The sequence below is a fragment of the Pseudomonas sp. H11T01 genome (assembly GCF_048515765.1).
In the GTDB taxonomy this organism is placed as follows: Bacteria; Pseudomonadota; Gammaproteobacteria; order Pseudomonadales; family Pseudomonadaceae; genus Aquipseudomonas.
Window position 1 is genome coordinate 297,779 of record NZ_JBLYED010000004.1, and the last position, 16,290, is coordinate 314,068.

A 16,290-nucleotide genomic window follows, 5' to 3' on the forward strand; every position below is an offset into this window, starting at 1 on the left:
CTTATTTGAAGCCCCCGATAGACCCTGGCTGGATTTGGGTTTATCGGGGGTTTTCTTTTGCCTGCGTGAAAAATTGCAGTGTTCGCTTCGCGGGCAAGCCCGCTCCCACAGGTTATTCGCCAGCCACAAATAGAGCGGTTCCACTCGGACACTGTGGGAGCGGGCTTGCCCGCGAAGAGGCCCGCAGGCACACAGAAACATTGATCATTTCAACTCCCTCAGCCGCCGCTCTATAAACCGCCGCTCCGGCAGTTGTTGAGTCAATTCAAGGGCCCGCTGCCAAGCCTCTCTGGCCTGCTCAACACGTCCCAGTTGCCGACAAAACTCTGCCCGGGCCGAATGTGCCAAGTGGTAATCAAGTAGTTCACCTCGCGCCAGAATGCCCTCGATCAATTCCAGCCCGGCCAAGGGCCCATCTCGCTTGGCCAAGGCTGCCGCGCGGTTCAGCTCGATAACCGGCGAAGGCACCGCCCGCAGCAGTACGTCATACAGGCCGACGATCTGAATCCAGTCGGTCTCCCCTGCGGTTGGCGCTTCAGCATGCACCGCGGCGATCGCGGCTTGCAGGCAATAAGGGCCAAAGCGCCGAGTGCTCAGCGCCTGCTCCACCAGAGCACAGCCTTCAGCGATCAGTTCGGCATTCCACAACGAACGGTCCTGTTCATCCAGCACAATCAACTCACCCGCAGCCGAAGTCCGGGCCGGGCGTCGCGACTCATGCAGCAGCATCAGCGCCAACAGGCCCATCACCTCAGATTCCGGCAGCAGCTCCATCAGCAAGCGAGCAAGGCGTATGGCCTCGGTGGTCAGGTCTTCCCGGGTCAGCTGCGCGCCCATCGACGCCGAATAGCCTTCGTTGAACACCAGATAAATCACCCGCAATACGCTGTCCAAACGCTCAGGCAGTTCGGCCATGGACGGCACTTGATAGGGGATTTTCGCATCACGAATCTTCGCCTTGGCGCGCACAATGCGTTGGGCGATGGTGGTCGGCGCCGTGAGAAAAGCCCGGGCGATTTCTTCGGTGGTCAGGTCGCAGATTTCCCGAAGCGTCAACGGCACTTGAGCATCTGCCGCCAAGGCCGGGTGGCAGCAGGTGAAGATCAAACGCAGCCGATCGTCCTCCACGTCTTCCTCGCTCCAGTCGGCCTCTTCGAGCGCTTCCATCTGGCTGACCAACGCCGCCTGGGATGCACTGAAGCGCGCCCGCCGACGCAACCCGTCAATGGCCTTGAAGCGCCCGGTCGACACCAGCCAGGTGCGCGGATTGTCCGGCACACCGTCACGCTGCCAGCGCTCGACCGCAACAAAGAAGGCTTCATGCAAAGCCTCTTCGGCAAGATCGAAATCGCCGAGCAAGCGAATCAGGGTCGCGAGTATCCGCCGAGACTCGGTGCGATAAACCGTCTCGACCAGTGCCTTGACCGCCCCGCTCGCCTCGCCCGGCATCAGTCGGGCATGCCTTCGGTCACCAGCGTTACCAACCGGTCCAGGCTCTGTCCCCACCCCTCATGAAAACCCATCGCCTCATGGGCCTGAAGATCCTCTTCAGTCCAGTGCATGGCGCGCGCGGTGTAGAGGGTTTTGCCATCTACATCTTCAAGGATCACTTCAGCGGTCATGAAGGGTTTTCCCGAAGGAATCCAGCCCGGTTTGAAAGCATCGGTAAAGACAATCCGCTGTGGCGCGACAATCTCCAGATAGATGCCCTGGGTCGGATACTCGCTGCCGTCCGGTGCGCGCATCAGGGTGCGAAACTGGCCACCGACCCACAGGTCCATCTCACATTCCGGCGTGGTCATGCCATGGGGCCCCCACCACTGCGCAAGCAACTGCGGATCGGTCCAGGCGCGGAAAATTTTACTGCGCGGTGCATCAATCAAACGGCTGAGGGATAACTCGAATTCGGCGGGCTGGCGCTGAGTGAGTTGAGCGCTCATCGGGGATCTCCTGCTTATGCTTATGGTTGTTATCAGGGATTCAATTCACGTACGGGACGTACTTCAACACTGCCGACTCGGGCCGCCGGGATGTTGCCGGCGACCTGGATGGCCTCGTTGAGGTCCTTGGCATCGATCAGATAGAAGCCGGCCAATTGCTCTTTGGTTTCGGCGAACGGGCCGTCGGTGATCGACAGCTTGCCGTTGCGCATACGCACCGTGGTGGCGGTCTGCACTGACTCCAGAGCCTCGGCAGCGAGCATCCGGCCACTGCCCTGAACCGACTCGGCGTAAGCCATGCATTCGGCATCCTTCGGGCTATCGGGATGACTGTGCAGCTGATGCTCGTCGCTGTAGACCAGACATAGATATTTCATGAAATTCTCCGTCACCAAGCAGATCAACTATGGCTGCTGATTCGCGGTTTGGCGAACCAAGGCGCGGATTTCAGTTTCGGGGGTGTGAGTGCTCATGAGGGTTCTCCTTGCGATTGAGGTGCGAAGGTTCATCGACCGACCGCTAATGTGCGGCGTTTAAATCGTGAAGACACCCTTAGTCGTATGGCACGAACCGAAATCGACACGTTCGATGTGTTGCCACAAAAATACTTTTGCCCGCCGCAAACTCGTTAGAATCCGGATCTCACCTTTGTCGGTACCGCTCGTGACTACTCAACTTGTGCCCTACGAAAGCCTGACCCCGGTTCAGCGCCGACAAGTCGAAGCCATCGAAGTCCACCCGCAGCAAAAGGAATTCTCTGGCGATATCCACAGCGCCTTGCACAGCCTGCTGTCCAAACCCAACCCCGGGGTCAAAGGCTTTGCCTTGCTCGCGAAGGGAGTTCCCGTGGCTTTCCTGCTGCTCAAACGTCCGCCGTGTCTTCCCCATTGGGCCGATGAAGACACGGCCACCCTGCACGCCCTGCAAGTCGACCACCGCGCCCAAGGCAAAGGCTATGGCAAAGCCTGCCTGCAAGCCCTGCCGCAAGTCGCTCGCCAAACCTGGCCGGAGATCAACGGGTTGATGCTCTCAGTGGACGCCCACAATGAAGCGGCGCTCAACCTGTACCTCAAGCACGGCTGGGTCGATACCGGCGAAGCGTACAAAGGCCGGATCGGCTATGAGCGCAGGCTGGCGCTGGCTTTCTGAAGAGATATTGACCTGTTGATCGTTCCCACGCTCTGCGTCACATCCAAAGCGGACGCGGAGCGTCCGGTGAGGCATTCCTTTGCTGCGCGTGGGAACGATCAATCATCGGTGTTACATCACAGATCCAACACCATTTCATGCCAGGCCATTCCGCCATGGTCTGAGGCTGAAGCCTTAAGGTAGATAAAACCGAACTGCTCATAAAACGGCACATGCCGCTCTTTGCACATCAGGTTGATGCTCGCCTTCTGCATTGCGCTCATGCGCTCGATGAACTCGCTCATCAAGCGTTTCGCCAGACCTTGCCCCTGATAATCTGGATGCACCACCACCGACATGATCACTACGTGCGGGCCGTCCGGGTCGTGGCCGATCAGTTCCTTGAAGGCTTCATCGGCCATTTCCACCTGCCAGGCGGCGCCGGAGTTGATGAACCCTGCGACCACGCCATCGGTTTCAGCCACGATAAAACCCTCAGGCCAGGTGGCGATGCGCGTGGCGATTTTTTCCCGGGTTGCGGCTTCATCGCCTTCATAGGCAACCGATTCGATGGCGAAACAGCGGTCCAGATCAGCGGGCGTGACCAGGCGGATAACAGTGTTTGACGATTTCATAGGAGACAACAGCTACCTTGTAAGGTGAAGACGACAGGCGCAACGGCCGGTGATTTTAACAACAGCTAAGGACAGGGGATCTTTGATGCGGCGGTTCCTGACAAAATTCTGGTCGCAACTCGATGAAGGCATCACCAAAGATGTCTTCGACAATCTCAGAAATTTTCTGATGTGCGCACTGCTATTCGCTGCGGGCAACGATGCTTTACGCGGCGACTCGCGGCTGCTCCTGGGCTTGTTCGTTTCTCATCTGGCCGGTTGGGGGATGATCTGCCTGGCCACGATCCTGATGCTGTTGAACATCTGCGATGGACTGAAAAAGCTCTCGAAGCTGCGCTATCACGTCGCCTTTCAAGTGCTGGTGTGTTTGTTTTACATCATCATGGCGGAGCGCATCGTCGAGCTGGTCTGGAACTTCAGATCGTCTTGATCGCGGGCAGCGCTCCTTTCTGCCCGCAGCTGGTTGTGAAGCTGAATCAGTCGGACTTGAGCGGCAGCCAAATCTCCAGAACACCTTCCCCTGTGTGCGGATTGAAGTCCGCGCTGTAACGCTCGAACTCCGGTGCATCCGCGGCTTCATGGCCGGACTTGGGCAACCAGGTTTTCCAGATGTATTGAAAGGTCTGGGGCAAGGTAGCCAACGAGCCTTTGTGCTCGAACACTGCATAGTGCTGCGGCTGTACTTCAATCCAGCGGTATTGCTCAGGCAAATCATCGAGCTTGCTGATTTCAACTCCGGCGATGTATTCAAAACCGCCCTTGCCATCCGGGTTGCAACAAATGCCGTAGGTCACGTCGTCTTTTTGGCCCGGGACCTTGCCGATATGCGGAATGAATTTTTCCCAAAGCTGCGGGATGCCTTGAGTTGTCTCGGCAGTAAACCGCCCGCCGAGCCCTGCAATCAGCAGGAAATGACCGTGTTCGAAACGCGGTTCAGCCCTTTCGACGCGTATTTGTTCATCCATGACTCAACTCCTGGAACAAAAAGGTGGGTTCGGCTGGGAGTATAGAAGCCAAACCCGATTCGCCCAGTCAGAGGCCGGGAAGTTGTGTGACCCCGGTCGAGCCGACGAACTCGTTGTAACCCGAAACGATCACGTAGACCGCGAAATAGCAGAAGATCGCTGCAGATGCCATGTAGGAGTATCGCAACAGTTTGTCGCCCAACAACTTGCCACCCTGGGTCGCCGCCAGGCACAAGCCACCACACCAAATCAGTCCGGCGCAAAAGAATCCCGCCAGAAACAACCCGGAGCTGAGCAGGCTCCCGCCGCCGGAGCGAGCAATGAGCGTGCCGCCCACCGCAGCGAACCAGAGGATGGCGCTTGGCGAGGACATCGCCAGAAAAATCCCACGGAAAAACTCGCGCCGATGGGAGCCGCCACTGACTTCGCCCGCCTCGGCCAGGGCCGCCTGATGGTAGATCGCCGAATAAATCATCTTCGCGGCGAAGTACAGCAGCAGTGTCGATCCGCCGATCCACAGCACCCAACGCACCGTCTCGTATTGCAGTAACACCGTCATGCCGGCCAATGCCAGCAGTGCGTAAATCAAATCACCCACGCAGGTCCCAAGCCCGAGGGCAAAACCCTGAAAATAACCGCGTTGCATGGCGAGGGTGATCATCGCGATATTGGCCACGCCGATATCCAGGCACAGCGAAAGGCTCAGCAAGAAGCCACTTGTAAATTCCATCGTTCATTCCATCGAAAGCGGTGAGTAGTCGGCGAGCATTAAACGCAGCGTTTTAACCCAAAGCGCGTACGGGTTGTATCGCAGAAAAATGCGGCGCTCGTAAATGTGCCGAATGTCGTCGCAAACGGCCATCGAAATATTTGATTACACGCTCTGGACAATCTGCCGCCCCAGCCCTTATCTTGCGCCACAGGCCACCGCAGTGGCCAACGTCGCTCGGACGGTTCCGGGCGCTTACGTACCAGAGGCACCCATGGCAGACACAGGTTCGCCGCGCCGCTTTGCGCGCATTGATCGACTCCCCCCTTACGTATTCAACATCACTGCCGAGCTGAAGATGGCCGCCCGTCGTCGTGGCGAAGACATCATCGACTTCAGCATGGGCAACCCCGACGGCGCCACGCCGCCACATATCGTCGAAAAACTCGTCACCGTTGCCCAGCGTGAAGACACCCACGGTTACTCAACGTCCAAGGGTATTCCGCGCCTGCGCCGGGCGATTTCCAATTGGTACAAGGATCGCTACGAGGTCGACATTGACCCGGAAAGCGAAGCCATTGTCACCATCGGCTCCAAGGAAGGCCTGGCGCACTTGATGCTCGCCACCCTCGATCAGGGCGACACGGTGCTGGTGCCGAACCCAAGCTACCCGATCCACATTTACGGTGCGGTGATTGCCGGCGCCCAGGTGCGTTCGGTGCCGCTGATACCGGGCGTGGACTTCTTCGCCGAACTGGAACGGGCGATTCGTGGCTCGATCCCCAAACCGAAAATGATGATTCTCGGCTTCCCGTCCAACCCGACCGCGCAATGCGTGGAGCTGGATTTCTTCGAGCGGGTTATCGCCCTGGCCAAGCAATATGACGTGTTGGTGGTCCACGACCTGGCCTACGCCGACATCGTCTTCGACGGCTGGAAAGCCCCGTCGATCATGCAAGTACCAGGCGCCAAGGACATTGCGGTGGAGTTTTTCACCTTGTCCAAGAGCTACAACATGGCCGGCTGGCGCATTGGCTTCATGGTGGGTAACGCCGAACTGGTCAGCGCTCTGGCGCGGATCAAGAGTTACCACGACTACGGCACGTTCACCCCGCTGCAGGTCGCGGCCATTGCAGCGCTGGAAGGTGATCAGCAGTGTGTGAAAGACATCGCCGAGCAATACTGCCAACGTCGCAACGTGCTGGTCAAAGGCCTGCATGAATTGGGCTGGATGGTCGAAAACCCTAAAGCCGCGATGTACGTCTGGGCCAAGATTCCGGAAGCCTACGCGCACCTCGGCTCGCTGGAATTCGCCAAGAAGCTGCTGGCGGAGGCCAAGGTGTGTGTGTCGCCGGGGGTGGGTTTCGGTGAATACGGTGATGACCATGTGCGCTTTGCACTGATCGAGAACCAGGACCGGATTCGTCAGGCCGTGCGCGGGATTCGCGGAATGTTCAGGGCGGATGGGCTGGTGCAGAAGACTGGCGCCAGTTGATCACCTGCCTCAAAAACCACCCCTCACCCCAACCCTCTCCCCAAAGGGGCGAGGGAGCAGAATGTGAGTTTCTGAGGATGTACTGCGACCTGAAAGTACTAGGTTGAATCCATAATCGACTCGGTTTCACAGGTCGCAGCAGTTCGGCAGACACTCAAGATCAGTCCCCTCGCCCCTCTGGGGAGAGGGTTTAGGGAGAGGGGTGGATTTCGGATCAGAACACCGCATCCGGCCCCTCCCACACTGGACCTGTGTGCTTTGGAGATTGGCCTTCGGCTCTTACTCACAAAGTCGGCCGTTCCTACAGCGCCCGGGTTGCACCTGCGCAAGGCCCCCCTTATAGTTCGCCCCGTCAGCTGACCTCGGTCAGCGACAGGGTTTCGCAGCCCTTGCAAAAATTTACACAACATCCGTCAAATGACAGCACAGACGAACTCCGTCTGCGTTTCGTTTTATGGCGGCTGTGCGTGGGAGACCTTCGGGTCTGCCGAGTTTGGTGTGAATTTTTCTCGGTCTGCGAACCCGCGCGCAGCTGCCACCCATTTGTTTCGCAGCAAATAGTGGCAGTCCTTCTTATTAGCTTAAGGAAGCCCCCAAAAATGCACACGCAGCTCCCGCCCCACCGCTTCATTCCCCTGACCCAAATCGCCACCGACTCTCCGGTTCTGGTGATCGACAGCCACGCGCCTCTGGTCGACCTACATGCTTGCGTCAGCGAACGTTTGCACACCGTCCTCAGTTACCTGACCTTGATGGCCTGCACCGCCCTGCGCGACACCGATGAACGCGACATCAGCACCGTGGCCAACGTCGCCCGGCTGATGGTCCAGGACATCAGTGATGTGCTTGGCGTGATCGAGACGCGAGCACTTGGGACGTCGTAAACCCGCCAGTTAATCGGCCACAAAAAAACCGCATCGCTGCGGTTTTTTTATTTGTGACTGGGCGGCTACAAGGTTATTCGCTCGCCTTAGACCACCAACGACAGCAGCATGATGAAGATCAGTGCGACGACGGACAGGATGGTTTCCATCGCGGTCCAGGTCTTGAAGGTTTCGGCGATGGTCATGTTGAAGTACTGCTTCACCAGCCAGAAACCCGCATCGTTGACGTGAGACAGAACCAACGAACCTGCGCCCGTTGCCAGCACCAGCAACTCACGGTTAACCCCCGGAATCATCCCCACCACCGGCACCACAATGCCCGCACCGGTAATGGTTGCGACCGTCGCCGAACCGGTGGCGATGCGGATCACCGCAGCCACCAGCCATGCCAGCAGAATCGGTGAGATCTGCGCATTCACCGCCATATGGCCGATCACATCACCCACACCGCTGGTCACCAGCATCTGCTTGAAGCCACCGCCGGCACCGATGATCAAGATGATCGCAGCCGTTGGCGCGAGGCTGGAGTCGAGCAGCTTGAGGATTTTCTTCGAATCAAAACCGCGCTTGTAGCCGAAGGTGTACAGCGACAGCAGCAGGGCCAGCAGCAAGGCAGCGATCGGGTGGCCGATCATGTCCATCCAGTTGCGCACGCCATGACCTTCAGGCAACGCCACATCAGCGAAGGTCTTGAGCAACATCAGGAACACCGGCAACAGCACAGTGATCAGGGTGATGCCGAAACTTGGCAGCGTGGAGGCTTCCGGTTCATGGGCCAGTTGATCCACCAGCTCCTGATTCGGATGACCCGGGATGTATTTGGAGATGAACGAACCGTACAGGGGACCGGCAATGATGGCCGTTGGCAGCGCGACGATCAGACCGTAAAAAATGGTTTTGCCGATGTCGGCACCGAATACACCGATGGCCAGCAACGGACCCGGGTGTGGCGGGACCAGACCGTGAACTGCGGACAGACCGGCGAGCAGCGGGATACCGATTTTGATCATCGACACGCCGGTAGTCCGGGCGACGATGAACACCAGCGGGATCAGCAGCACGAAGCCGATTTCGAAGAACAACGGAATGCCAACCAGGAAGGCTGCGCACATCATTGCCCATTGCACACGCTCTTTGCCGAACGCCTGGATCAGGGTGCGGGCGATCTGATCCGCTCCGCCCGACTCGGCCATCATTTTGCCAAGCATCGTGCCCAGCGCCAGGATGATGCCAACGAAACCAAGAACGCCACCGAAGCCGTCCTGGAAGGCCTTGATGATTTTGTCCACTGGCATGCCCGAGGTCAGCCCGAGGAAAGCGGCAGCGATGATCAACGCAATGAACGGATGCAGCTTGAACCGGGTGATCAACACGATCAAACCGATAATAGTGACCACTGCATCGACGAGCAGATAGGTCTCTTGGGACATGCCAAACATGGGGGTAACTCCTGTTTGTTGTTTTTATAAAGCGGCTTAAAACCGTCTGCTAATGGGACAGCGCTATCTCTTGGAGCAAAACTCACACCGCAAGTTTTAGCCCATGTTCAAGCCACCAGGCATTGGCCAGCTCAGCGAGGCGTTCAACACTGTGAGTGGACGCGTCGAGGGCCAGGGTCAGTGGCTCACCGACCGGCGATTCGAGGGTGGCAAACTGGCTGTCGATCAACGTCGAAGGCATGAAATGGCCCGGACGATGGGCGACTCGCTCAGCAGCAACCTGCGGAGTCAGTTCAAGAAATACGAAACCCAACCCCGGCAAGGCGCGGCGAAGGCGTTCACGGTAACTGTGTTTGAGGGCCGAGCAGGTCAGCACAGGACGCTGGCCACTGGCATCGACGCGGCGCAGCTCATCGCACAGGCTGTCGAGCCAGCCGGCACGGTCGTCGTCGTTCAGGGGGATGCCCGCGCTCATCTTTTCGATATTGGCGGCAGGGTGGAAAGTGTCGCCTTCGATGGCGGTGGCGCCGCTGATTCGGCACAAGGCTTCGCTGACGCACGTTTTGCCGCAGCCGGCGACGCCCATGATGACCAGGGCGGTGATAGGTTGATTCATGTAACACCTCAGCACGCAGACAGCGCTACCTTTGCTAAATAAAACTCTAGTGCAAAAATAGATTCCGCCGGCGCCTTCTTGTCATTTTTATGGGTTGCAGCATGTGCTGTTTCGACGCCGACGAGTGGGATCAGGCAAGCCACACTCAAGCATTTGCAGCCGCATCGAGACAGCGCTACCTTAGTGCCTTGAATTTTGTTTGGCAAGCCGTCCGATGACCTCCTCTAAAAACGATAAAAATACCCGCACCACGGGACGCCCTACCCTTAACGAAGTCGCGCGTCTGGCGGGTGTCAGTCCGATCACAGCTTCCAGAGCGCTGCGCGGCATCAGCAGCGTTGCCACCGAACTGGTGGAGAAAGTCCAGCAGGCCGCCCTCGAACTGAACTACGTGGTCAACTCCGCCGCCCGCGCGCTGGCCTCGGCCCAGAGCCATTCGGTGGTGGTTTTGGTGCCGTCGCTGTCCAACCTGCTGTTCATCGAAACCCTCGAAGCCATTCACACCGTGTTGCGGCCCAAAGGCTTCGAAGTGCTGATCGGCAACTATCACTACTCGCGCGACGAAGAAGAAAACCTGCTGCGCAATTACATGGCCTACCAGCCGCGCGGCCTGTTGCTGACCGGATTTGACCGCACCGAAAGCGCCCGACGGATGGTCGAGGCCAGCAACATTCCTTGCGTCTACATGATGGACCTGGACCCCGGTGCCGGACTGAACTGCGTCGGTTTCTCGCAACTGGCCGCTGGCGAGACTGCCGCCGAACATTTGATTTCGCGCGGTCGCAGGCGGCTGGCCTACATCGGCGCGCAACTCGATCAACGCACCCTACTGCGTGGCGAAGGATTCCGCCGGGCGCTGCAAAAAGCCGGTTTGTATGACCCCGACCTGGAAATTTTGACCCCGCGTCCGTCGTCGGTCGGTCTGGGTGGCGAGTTATTTCTGCAATTGATGGCCAGCCATCCGCAGGTCGACGCGATCTTCTTCGGCAACGACGACCTGGCCCACGGCGCCCTGCTCGAAGCCATGCGCTGCGGCATCAAGATCCCGCAGCAAGTGGCAGTCCTCGGCTTCAACGACCTGCCCGCCTCGGCTCACATGGTGCCGCGCCTGAGCAGCATCAGCACGCCGCGAGAGGCTATCGGCCGTCGCGCTGCCGAGCAGATGTTGACCCTGATGGCTGGCAACACCGTGGCCAAACCGGTGCAGGACATGGGTTTCGAATTAATGGTGCGCGAGAGTACTTAGTGGTCTGTGTGGCGACACGGTTTAATGAATTGGCCGTGTCTGCCGCTTCAGGATCATGGTAACCAACCCAGAAAGACGAACCATCCGTAATTGATGGGAACCAATACAACAAACGTGATGAATGCAAGCGCAAGACTCAATCGTAACGCTGCCACGAAAGGGATTCGTCCCATTTCAATAGCGAGAACAATCGGCGATGCCTGGTAAGGCAGAAGCGGTGTTGAAAACCCGATGACCTGAATCATCAGAACACTCAGTAATGGCAACCCGGATGCGGTGGCTAACGACTGTGCCAGGGGGGTAAAAAGCGCTGGCACTCCGTTCGCTGTAACCACAAAGTTGAGCAGCGTTGAAAGACCTACGATTGAGGCGTAGCTGCGCAACGGCGAGGCCGGATCCAACGGTGCGAGGGTGAGTACTTCATTGCCTATTAATGTTCCGAGTCCGCTTTGCCCTACAAGTGCGGCGAGTCCGAGGATTGCTGCGACATAGACTGCTGTCCGATGATTTACCTCTTGACCAAACTCTTCACTGGATACAAAGCCGATTCGGGGAAGGAGGCATAGGCAAGCTGCCACGAGACCGACCCATGCAGGGGAAATACCGTGCAAGGAGTCGGTAAGCCAGAGCCCCAATGTTATCAAAAGGAGAACTCCCAACCTCTTCTCCTCCGGACTCAAAGGGAGAGTTGGTTCCAGCTCTATACTTTTTTCCGCTTTATCTGGAAACAACCAGACAATGCATGCACATAGTGCTAGTCCCTTCAGAATGCCAAGCACGGGCGCGTGCAGTATCAGATAAGGCAGATAGGATAATTGCAGCCCGTACGTGGTATCGATCGCCCCCGCCATGACAAGATTTGGAACATTCGCAGGCAGAATGGATGCCGAAAGCTGGAAGGTTCCAAAGCCGACAGCGAGCGAAAGACCCGTACGCCCGGGACTTTTCTCCCTAAACCCCACTCGATCAGCAAACGCCAGGACAATAGGCATCAGAAGCGCAATACGTCCCATGTTAGAAGGCATAACAAAGGCAAGCGCGTAAGTGAGGCCAACAATGCCAAAGACCATGTGTGGATATGATCCGGAAAGATGGACCGCGAGCACCCTCGCACATCGAGCAGCCAATCCCGTCTTGCGGATAGCGATTCCAATGACATAGCCGCTGATAACGAGCCAGAATGCGGCTGAGGTAAACCCAGAGAAGATCAAGGAAGCGGGCGCAACATGGAGAATCATAGCGAACGCGAAGAACAAAAGTGCAGTCAAGTACTCCGGAAGTTTACGTGTTGCCCATAGCGCGATTGTCACAGCCACCAAACCGGCCGCCGTAATGAGTTGCACATCCATGTTGCTTTCCTATGTTCCGCGGATTTGGTTTTACGTCTTGATTTAACTCAGCTCCTGCAGTCCGCATTCATGGCAGGACTTATAACAAATCCAGCGCAAGATACCGGTTGGTCTGAGCGATTTTTTCGCGTTCCTCGAAACTCGTCAATTGCGGTGCCATGGCGCTGCTATCCCCAATTCTCGAACCGTAAACGTTCTGACCGAACCACTGACCGTATCTTTGGCGCAGAAGAAGCATGGCGGCAGACAAATAAAATGTCTAATATTTAGAAAATACAAAATTAGTATCTTTGGAGTCCTAATTGGAACTCAGGCATCTACGTTATTTCGTCGTCACGGCCCAAGCAGAGAACTTCACACGAGCAGCCGAGCAACTTGGGATCGCCCAGCCTCCACTTGGACAGCAGATACGTGATTTGGAGGATGAAATCGGTACGCCGCTTTTTCACCGGGTAGGACGCGGCGTCATACTCAGTGATGCTGGTAGGGTATTCCTGGTATCGGCGCAAGATATTCTTGCGCGTGCCGAGGAAGCCCAAAAAAACGCGCGGCGCGCTGCACGAGGAGAGGTCGGCTCGTTGAACCTGGGATTCACCGAATCCGCTTCGTTCAACGATACCGTCACCGGTTTGATCAGCCGTTACCAGCGACAGCACCCCAAGGTGGAGGTAAACCTTGAGGAGAACGATAGTGAATCACTTATTTCCAGGCTCGTCCGTGGAGAAATTGACGCCGCGTTTGTCAGGCCTCCCTTTGCTATGGGCGGCGACATTGACTTCATCACCTTATCCGAAGAACCACTTATTGTTGTCCTGCCTGACGGCCACCCCTTAACGTCACGCAAGCGTCTGTCGCTTGTTGATTTACGGCAGGAGAACTTCATCCTGTATTCGCGCAAATCCGGTTATGGTCTGAGTGCGGATATCGTGGCCGCATGCCGGCAATGTGGCTTCAATCCGACCATCCGTCAGCAGGCGCCCCAGCTATCGTCCGCTGTTAACCTGGTATCTGCGGGGATGGGTATCGCCGTGGTACCCGCATCGATGCAGCGAATTCAGCGCGATGGCCTGCACTACAGACCGCTTCGGCTTGATTGGCCCAAGGCCATACTTGGATTGGCCACGCGAAAGGCGAATCGGTCAACAATGGTCGAAGACCTGATTAGCTCGACTAACGAAGTGCAACTGGGTGGTACCCGATGAACCTTCCGACACGCAGGGCAAAACAAAACGGATTGTAAGTGCTTCCAGCCGCTCAATGAGTCTCTGCGGTTGTAAAGTCAGTATGGGAGTAGAAAGTCGAAGCTGCGAAACTTGGGGGAAAATACCACCCAATATTGCTTGACCCTGGCTCCCTCGATCCGGGTGACTCAGAGTAGGGTCAGTCAGTCGGGCGCAAATCGGAATGGCGGGAGCCTACACTCCTCCGCTTATTATCAAGGTCAGTGGGTGCTGGACATGGGTTTCAGTACCCAAGCGAATACGCCCACCCACAAGATTGAAGCGCCATAGTTGATCCGCTGATACAGACCAAACCCTTCCCCTGCTGCAACTGCCTGTCCCATCAACGGCAATACCAGCAGCGCGACCAACGTGCAGGCCAGCGAGAACCAGGCGAACCATTTCAAGCCCAGTACGCGTGTCGCCAAATAGATCCAGAGCGTACTTGCGAGCAGCAATGTGAGAAACATCACCATACCCGAGAGGTTATGCAGGTTCTGACTGTCCGAAGGATGCTCAAGACCACAACCCACATCGCAGGAAAAGTAACCGGTGCACAGGCTGGCGACGCCATGCAGCACGATCAACACACCGCTTGACCGCGCAAGCGCCGAGCCTTTGAACACCGCAAATACGGCGATGCCGAAAACGACAAACAACACACCCAGCGGAAAATTGTTGATCAGCGGCGAAAGCTCATGGGTGGGTGCACCCAGTGCTCCCAGCTCACTCATCGCCTGATTGAGATGGCTATAGCCCGGGTACAGACTGCCAGCGATAGCGACACCAATGACCAGCCAGACTGGCGTTATCAAGCCCGCCAGATACCCGTATTTCAACATTCCCTTGTTCAATTGCGCCGCACTCCATTGAGGCCATGCCCAAGATAGACGGGTGGCATGGGCTCAGAAATTTAGACACTCATGCAGCTAATGTCATCCTCTGGTAGCAAGCAAGATCAAAACGGCACCCGTTGTTAATTGTCAGGCGCCCAATCCCCCGAACACTGCTAGATTCCTTGGGTTAAATCACCACAGCCAGGGAAGCTCAATGGGAAACTCACTCAGAATTCTAGGTAAAGCCTCTTCAATCAACGTCCGAAAAGTCTTGTGGACCTGTCATGAACTGGGTCTGGCCTACGAGCGTGAAGACTGGGGCAGTGGCTTTGCCTCGACCCACACGCCAGAGTTTCTCAGGCTCAATCCCAATGCCCAAGTGCCGGTCATCATCGACGAGGCCGGGGTGCTTTGGGAGTCCAACACCATCTGCCGATACCTCGTCGGCAAGCAGCGAAATACCGACCTCTTGCCAACCGAACCCGTATCCCGGGCACGCGTCGAGCAATGGATGGATTGGCAAGCCACCGAACTCAATCCGTCTTGGAGTTACGCTTTCGTTGCGCTGGTGCGGCAGAACCCGGACTTCCAGGATCCACAGCGAATCGCTGCCGGCGTGCGCGGGTGGAACGAAAAAATGGGCATTCTCGAGCAGCAACTGGCCGTAACCGGTGCCTATGTGGCCGGCCCTGACTTTACGCTGGCCGATATCGTCATCGGTTTGTCGGTCAACCGTTGGCTGATGACGCCAATGGAGCGCCCCGACTATCCGGCGGTCGTGGCCTATTACGAAAAACTCAGCGAGCGCTCAGGCTTCAGGGAGCACGGTCGCAACGGCCTGCCTTGAGCACACAGCCGTTCAACCATGCCAACACCCCTAAAAAGAGGCAACCCATGAAAGGACTCAACGTACTGCTGACAGGCGCCTGCGGCAGGATCGGTAAAACATTCTTCGACGCGTCGAAGGACCGCTATCACTTCATCCTCACGGATCGTGTCGACCCTGATTTCGCCATCGGCCCCCATCGTTTCCTGCGACTGGACCTGACCGACAAACAGGCCTTGAGCTCAGTCCTCGAAGGCATCGATGTGATCGTTCACCTGGCCGGCATTCCTCACGCAACGGCCTCGTTCGATGAACTGCTGCCCAACAATATCCTCGCCACCACCTACCTGTTCGAGGCTGCCGTCGCGGCGGGCTGTAAACGGTTGATCTTCGCCAGCAGCGCGCAAACCATCGAAGGCTACCCGGTGGATCGACAGATCACACCGGGCATGCAAGTGATGCCGGCCAACCTATATGGCGTGAGCAAATGTTATGGCGAAGCCTTGTGCGCTTTTTATTCGGCCAAACACGACCTCTCGACCATTGCCCTGCGCATCGGTGCTTTCGAGTTCCCGGAGCGCCACGAACTGACCAATGCCCGTGACCTGAGCGCCTGGCTCAGCCCAAGGGACGCGGTGCAATTGCTGCAACGCTCGGTAGAAGTCGAAGGGGTGAGTCACCTGATTGCCCACGGCATTTCCAACAATCGCTTCAAGCGACTGGACCTGAGCGAAACCACTCGGGTGCTGGGTTATCAACCGATTGACGATGCGTTTCAGATGTTTGATTTGCCGATTGAGTACTCATAAGACCATAGGCTGAAAAAATTTTCAGGTCACCGAAAAGCCGGCTTCACCCCTTCACCGCCTAAGCATTACAGGCATCTGAAGCTCAAAAGGCCCGTCCTAGGGCCTTTCCTACAATACAAATGGGAAACGCTATCATTGGCACTAGCGTTTTCAAAAGGTATTCTCTGCGCGCTTTGTATCGAAACAGTGTCCC

At 57.0% G+C, this 16,290-nt stretch carries 18 protein-coding genes; 8 read left to right on the forward strand and 10 right to left on the reverse strand.

The genetic code is table 11. From position 1 onward, the window contains the following. Positions 1-204 precede the first annotated feature (204 nt). From ACN1C3_RS07645 to ACN1C3_RS07655, 3 genes are read right to left on the reverse strand one after another with little or no spacing between them, the layout of a single operon-like run. Positions 205-1,449: an RNA polymerase sigma factor gene (locus tag ACN1C3_RS07645; RefSeq protein WP_419115199.1), complete on the reverse strand. Its 1,245-nt coding sequence runs from the start codon at positions 1,447-1,449 to the stop codon at positions 205-207. Next, complete coding sequence (locus ACN1C3_RS07650) at positions 1,449-1,940, reverse strand: SRPBCC family protein (protein WP_419115200.1); 492 nt, start codon at positions 1,938-1,940, stop codon at positions 1,449-1,451. The genes ACN1C3_RS07645 and ACN1C3_RS07650 overlap by 1 nt, the downstream gene beginning before the upstream one ends. A gap of 32 nt (positions 1,941-1,972) precedes the next feature. Continuing rightward, positions 1,973-2,317, reverse strand: coding sequence for a YciI family protein (locus ACN1C3_RS07655; protein ID WP_419115201.1), 345 nt, complete (start codon positions 2,315-2,317; stop codon positions 1,973-1,975). 286 nt (positions 2,318-2,603) lie between these two features. Between ACN1C3_RS07655 and ACN1C3_RS07660 the strand changes: the two genes are divergently transcribed. Continuing rightward, positions 2,604-3,089, forward strand: a complete 486-nt coding sequence (locus tag ACN1C3_RS07660; RefSeq protein ID WP_419115202.1) for a GNAT family N-acetyltransferase — start codon at positions 2,604-2,606, stop codon at positions 3,087-3,089. 116 nt (positions 3,090-3,205) lie between these two features. Here ACN1C3_RS07660 and ACN1C3_RS07665 read toward each other — a convergent pair whose 3' ends face one another. Continuing rightward, on the reverse strand, positions 3,206-3,703 hold the full coding sequence (locus tag ACN1C3_RS07665) for a GNAT family N-acetyltransferase (RefSeq protein ID WP_419115203.1): 498 nt from the start codon (positions 3,701-3,703) through the stop codon (positions 3,206-3,208). Between the two features lie 49 nt (positions 3,704-3,752). Here ACN1C3_RS07665 and ACN1C3_RS07670 point away from each other — a divergent pair, with 49 nt between their 5' ends. Beyond that, entirely contained in the window at positions 3,753-4,133 is a 381-nt protein-coding gene (locus ACN1C3_RS07670) for a hypothetical protein (RefSeq protein WP_419115204.1), read from the forward strand. 46 nt (positions 4,134-4,179) lie between these two features. On the opposite strand, the gene ACN1C3_RS07675 is transcribed toward ACN1C3_RS07670, so the two are convergent. Together ACN1C3_RS07675 and ACN1C3_RS07680 are read right to left on the reverse strand one after the other, a co-directional pair. Beyond that, complete coding sequence (locus ACN1C3_RS07675; protein ID WP_419115205.1) at positions 4,180-4,668, reverse strand: GyrI-like domain-containing protein; 489 nt, start codon at positions 4,666-4,668, stop codon at positions 4,180-4,182. A 67-nt stretch (positions 4,669-4,735) separates the two neighbouring features. Beyond that, positions 4,736-5,398, reverse strand: a complete 663-nt coding sequence (locus tag ACN1C3_RS07680) for a LysE family translocator (protein WP_419115206.1) — start codon at positions 5,396-5,398, stop codon at positions 4,736-4,738. 253 nt (positions 5,399-5,651) lie between these two features. On the opposite strand from ACN1C3_RS07680, the gene alaC reads away from it, so the two are divergent. After that, positions 5,652-6,872, forward strand: a complete 1,221-nt coding sequence (gene alaC, locus ACN1C3_RS07685) for an alanine transaminase (RefSeq protein WP_419115207.1) — start codon at positions 5,652-5,654, stop codon at positions 6,870-6,872. 599 nt (positions 6,873-7,471) lie between these two features. Beyond that, a complete protein-coding gene (locus ACN1C3_RS07690) occupies positions 7,472-7,756 on the forward strand; it encodes a fructose-bisphosphate aldolase (protein ID WP_419115208.1) in 285 nt (94 codons plus the stop codon). A gap of 86 nt (positions 7,757-7,842) precedes the next feature. On the opposite strand, the gene ACN1C3_RS07695 is transcribed toward ACN1C3_RS07690, so the two are convergent. Further along, positions 7,843-9,195 (reverse strand): GntP family permease, encoded by a 1,353-nt coding sequence (locus ACN1C3_RS07695; protein WP_419115209.1) that lies wholly within the window; start codon positions 9,193-9,195, stop codon positions 7,843-7,845. A gap of 82 nt (positions 9,196-9,277) precedes the next feature. Continuing rightward, positions 9,278-9,811 (reverse strand): gluconokinase, encoded by a 534-nt coding sequence (locus ACN1C3_RS07700; protein WP_419115210.1) that lies wholly within the window; start codon positions 9,809-9,811, stop codon positions 9,278-9,280. 214 nt (positions 9,812-10,025) lie between these two features. Between ACN1C3_RS07700 and ACN1C3_RS07705 the strand changes: the two genes are divergently transcribed. Next, a complete protein-coding gene (locus tag ACN1C3_RS07705) occupies positions 10,026-11,057 on the forward strand; it encodes a LacI family DNA-binding transcriptional regulator (RefSeq protein WP_419115211.1) in 1,032 nt (343 codons plus the stop codon). A gap of 53 nt (positions 11,058-11,110) precedes the next feature. Here the strand turns inward: ACN1C3_RS07705 and ACN1C3_RS07710 are convergent, their stop codons facing one another. Beyond that, positions 11,111-12,406 (reverse strand): SLC13 family permease, encoded by a 1,296-nt coding sequence (locus tag ACN1C3_RS07710; protein WP_419115212.1) that lies wholly within the window; start codon positions 12,404-12,406, stop codon positions 11,111-11,113. A 302-nt stretch (positions 12,407-12,708) separates the two neighbouring features. On the opposite strand from ACN1C3_RS07710, the gene ACN1C3_RS07715 reads away from it, so the two are divergent. Next, the gene (locus tag ACN1C3_RS07715) at positions 12,709-13,608 is read left to right on the forward strand and encodes a LysR family transcriptional regulator (RefSeq protein ID WP_419115213.1); all 900 of its coding nucleotides are present in this window, start codon (positions 12,709-12,711) and stop codon (positions 13,606-13,608) included. A gap of 239 nt (positions 13,609-13,847) precedes the next feature. Here ACN1C3_RS07715 and ACN1C3_RS07720 read toward each other — a convergent pair whose 3' ends face one another. Further along, complete coding sequence (locus ACN1C3_RS07720; RefSeq protein WP_419115214.1) at positions 13,848-14,468, reverse strand: DUF998 domain-containing protein; 621 nt, start codon at positions 14,466-14,468, stop codon at positions 13,848-13,850. 208 nt (positions 14,469-14,676) lie between these two features. On the opposite strand from ACN1C3_RS07720, the gene ACN1C3_RS07725 reads away from it, so the two are divergent. Continuing rightward, entirely contained in the window at positions 14,677-15,309 is a 633-nt protein-coding gene (locus ACN1C3_RS07725; protein WP_419115215.1) for a glutathione S-transferase family protein, read from the forward strand. Positions 15,310-15,356: 47 nt separating this feature from the next. After that, on the forward strand, positions 15,357-16,097 hold the full coding sequence (locus ACN1C3_RS07730) for an NAD-dependent epimerase/dehydratase family protein (RefSeq protein WP_419115216.1): 741 nt from the start codon (positions 15,357-15,359) through the stop codon (positions 16,095-16,097). The last annotated feature ends 193 nt before the right edge of the window (positions 16,098-16,290 follow it).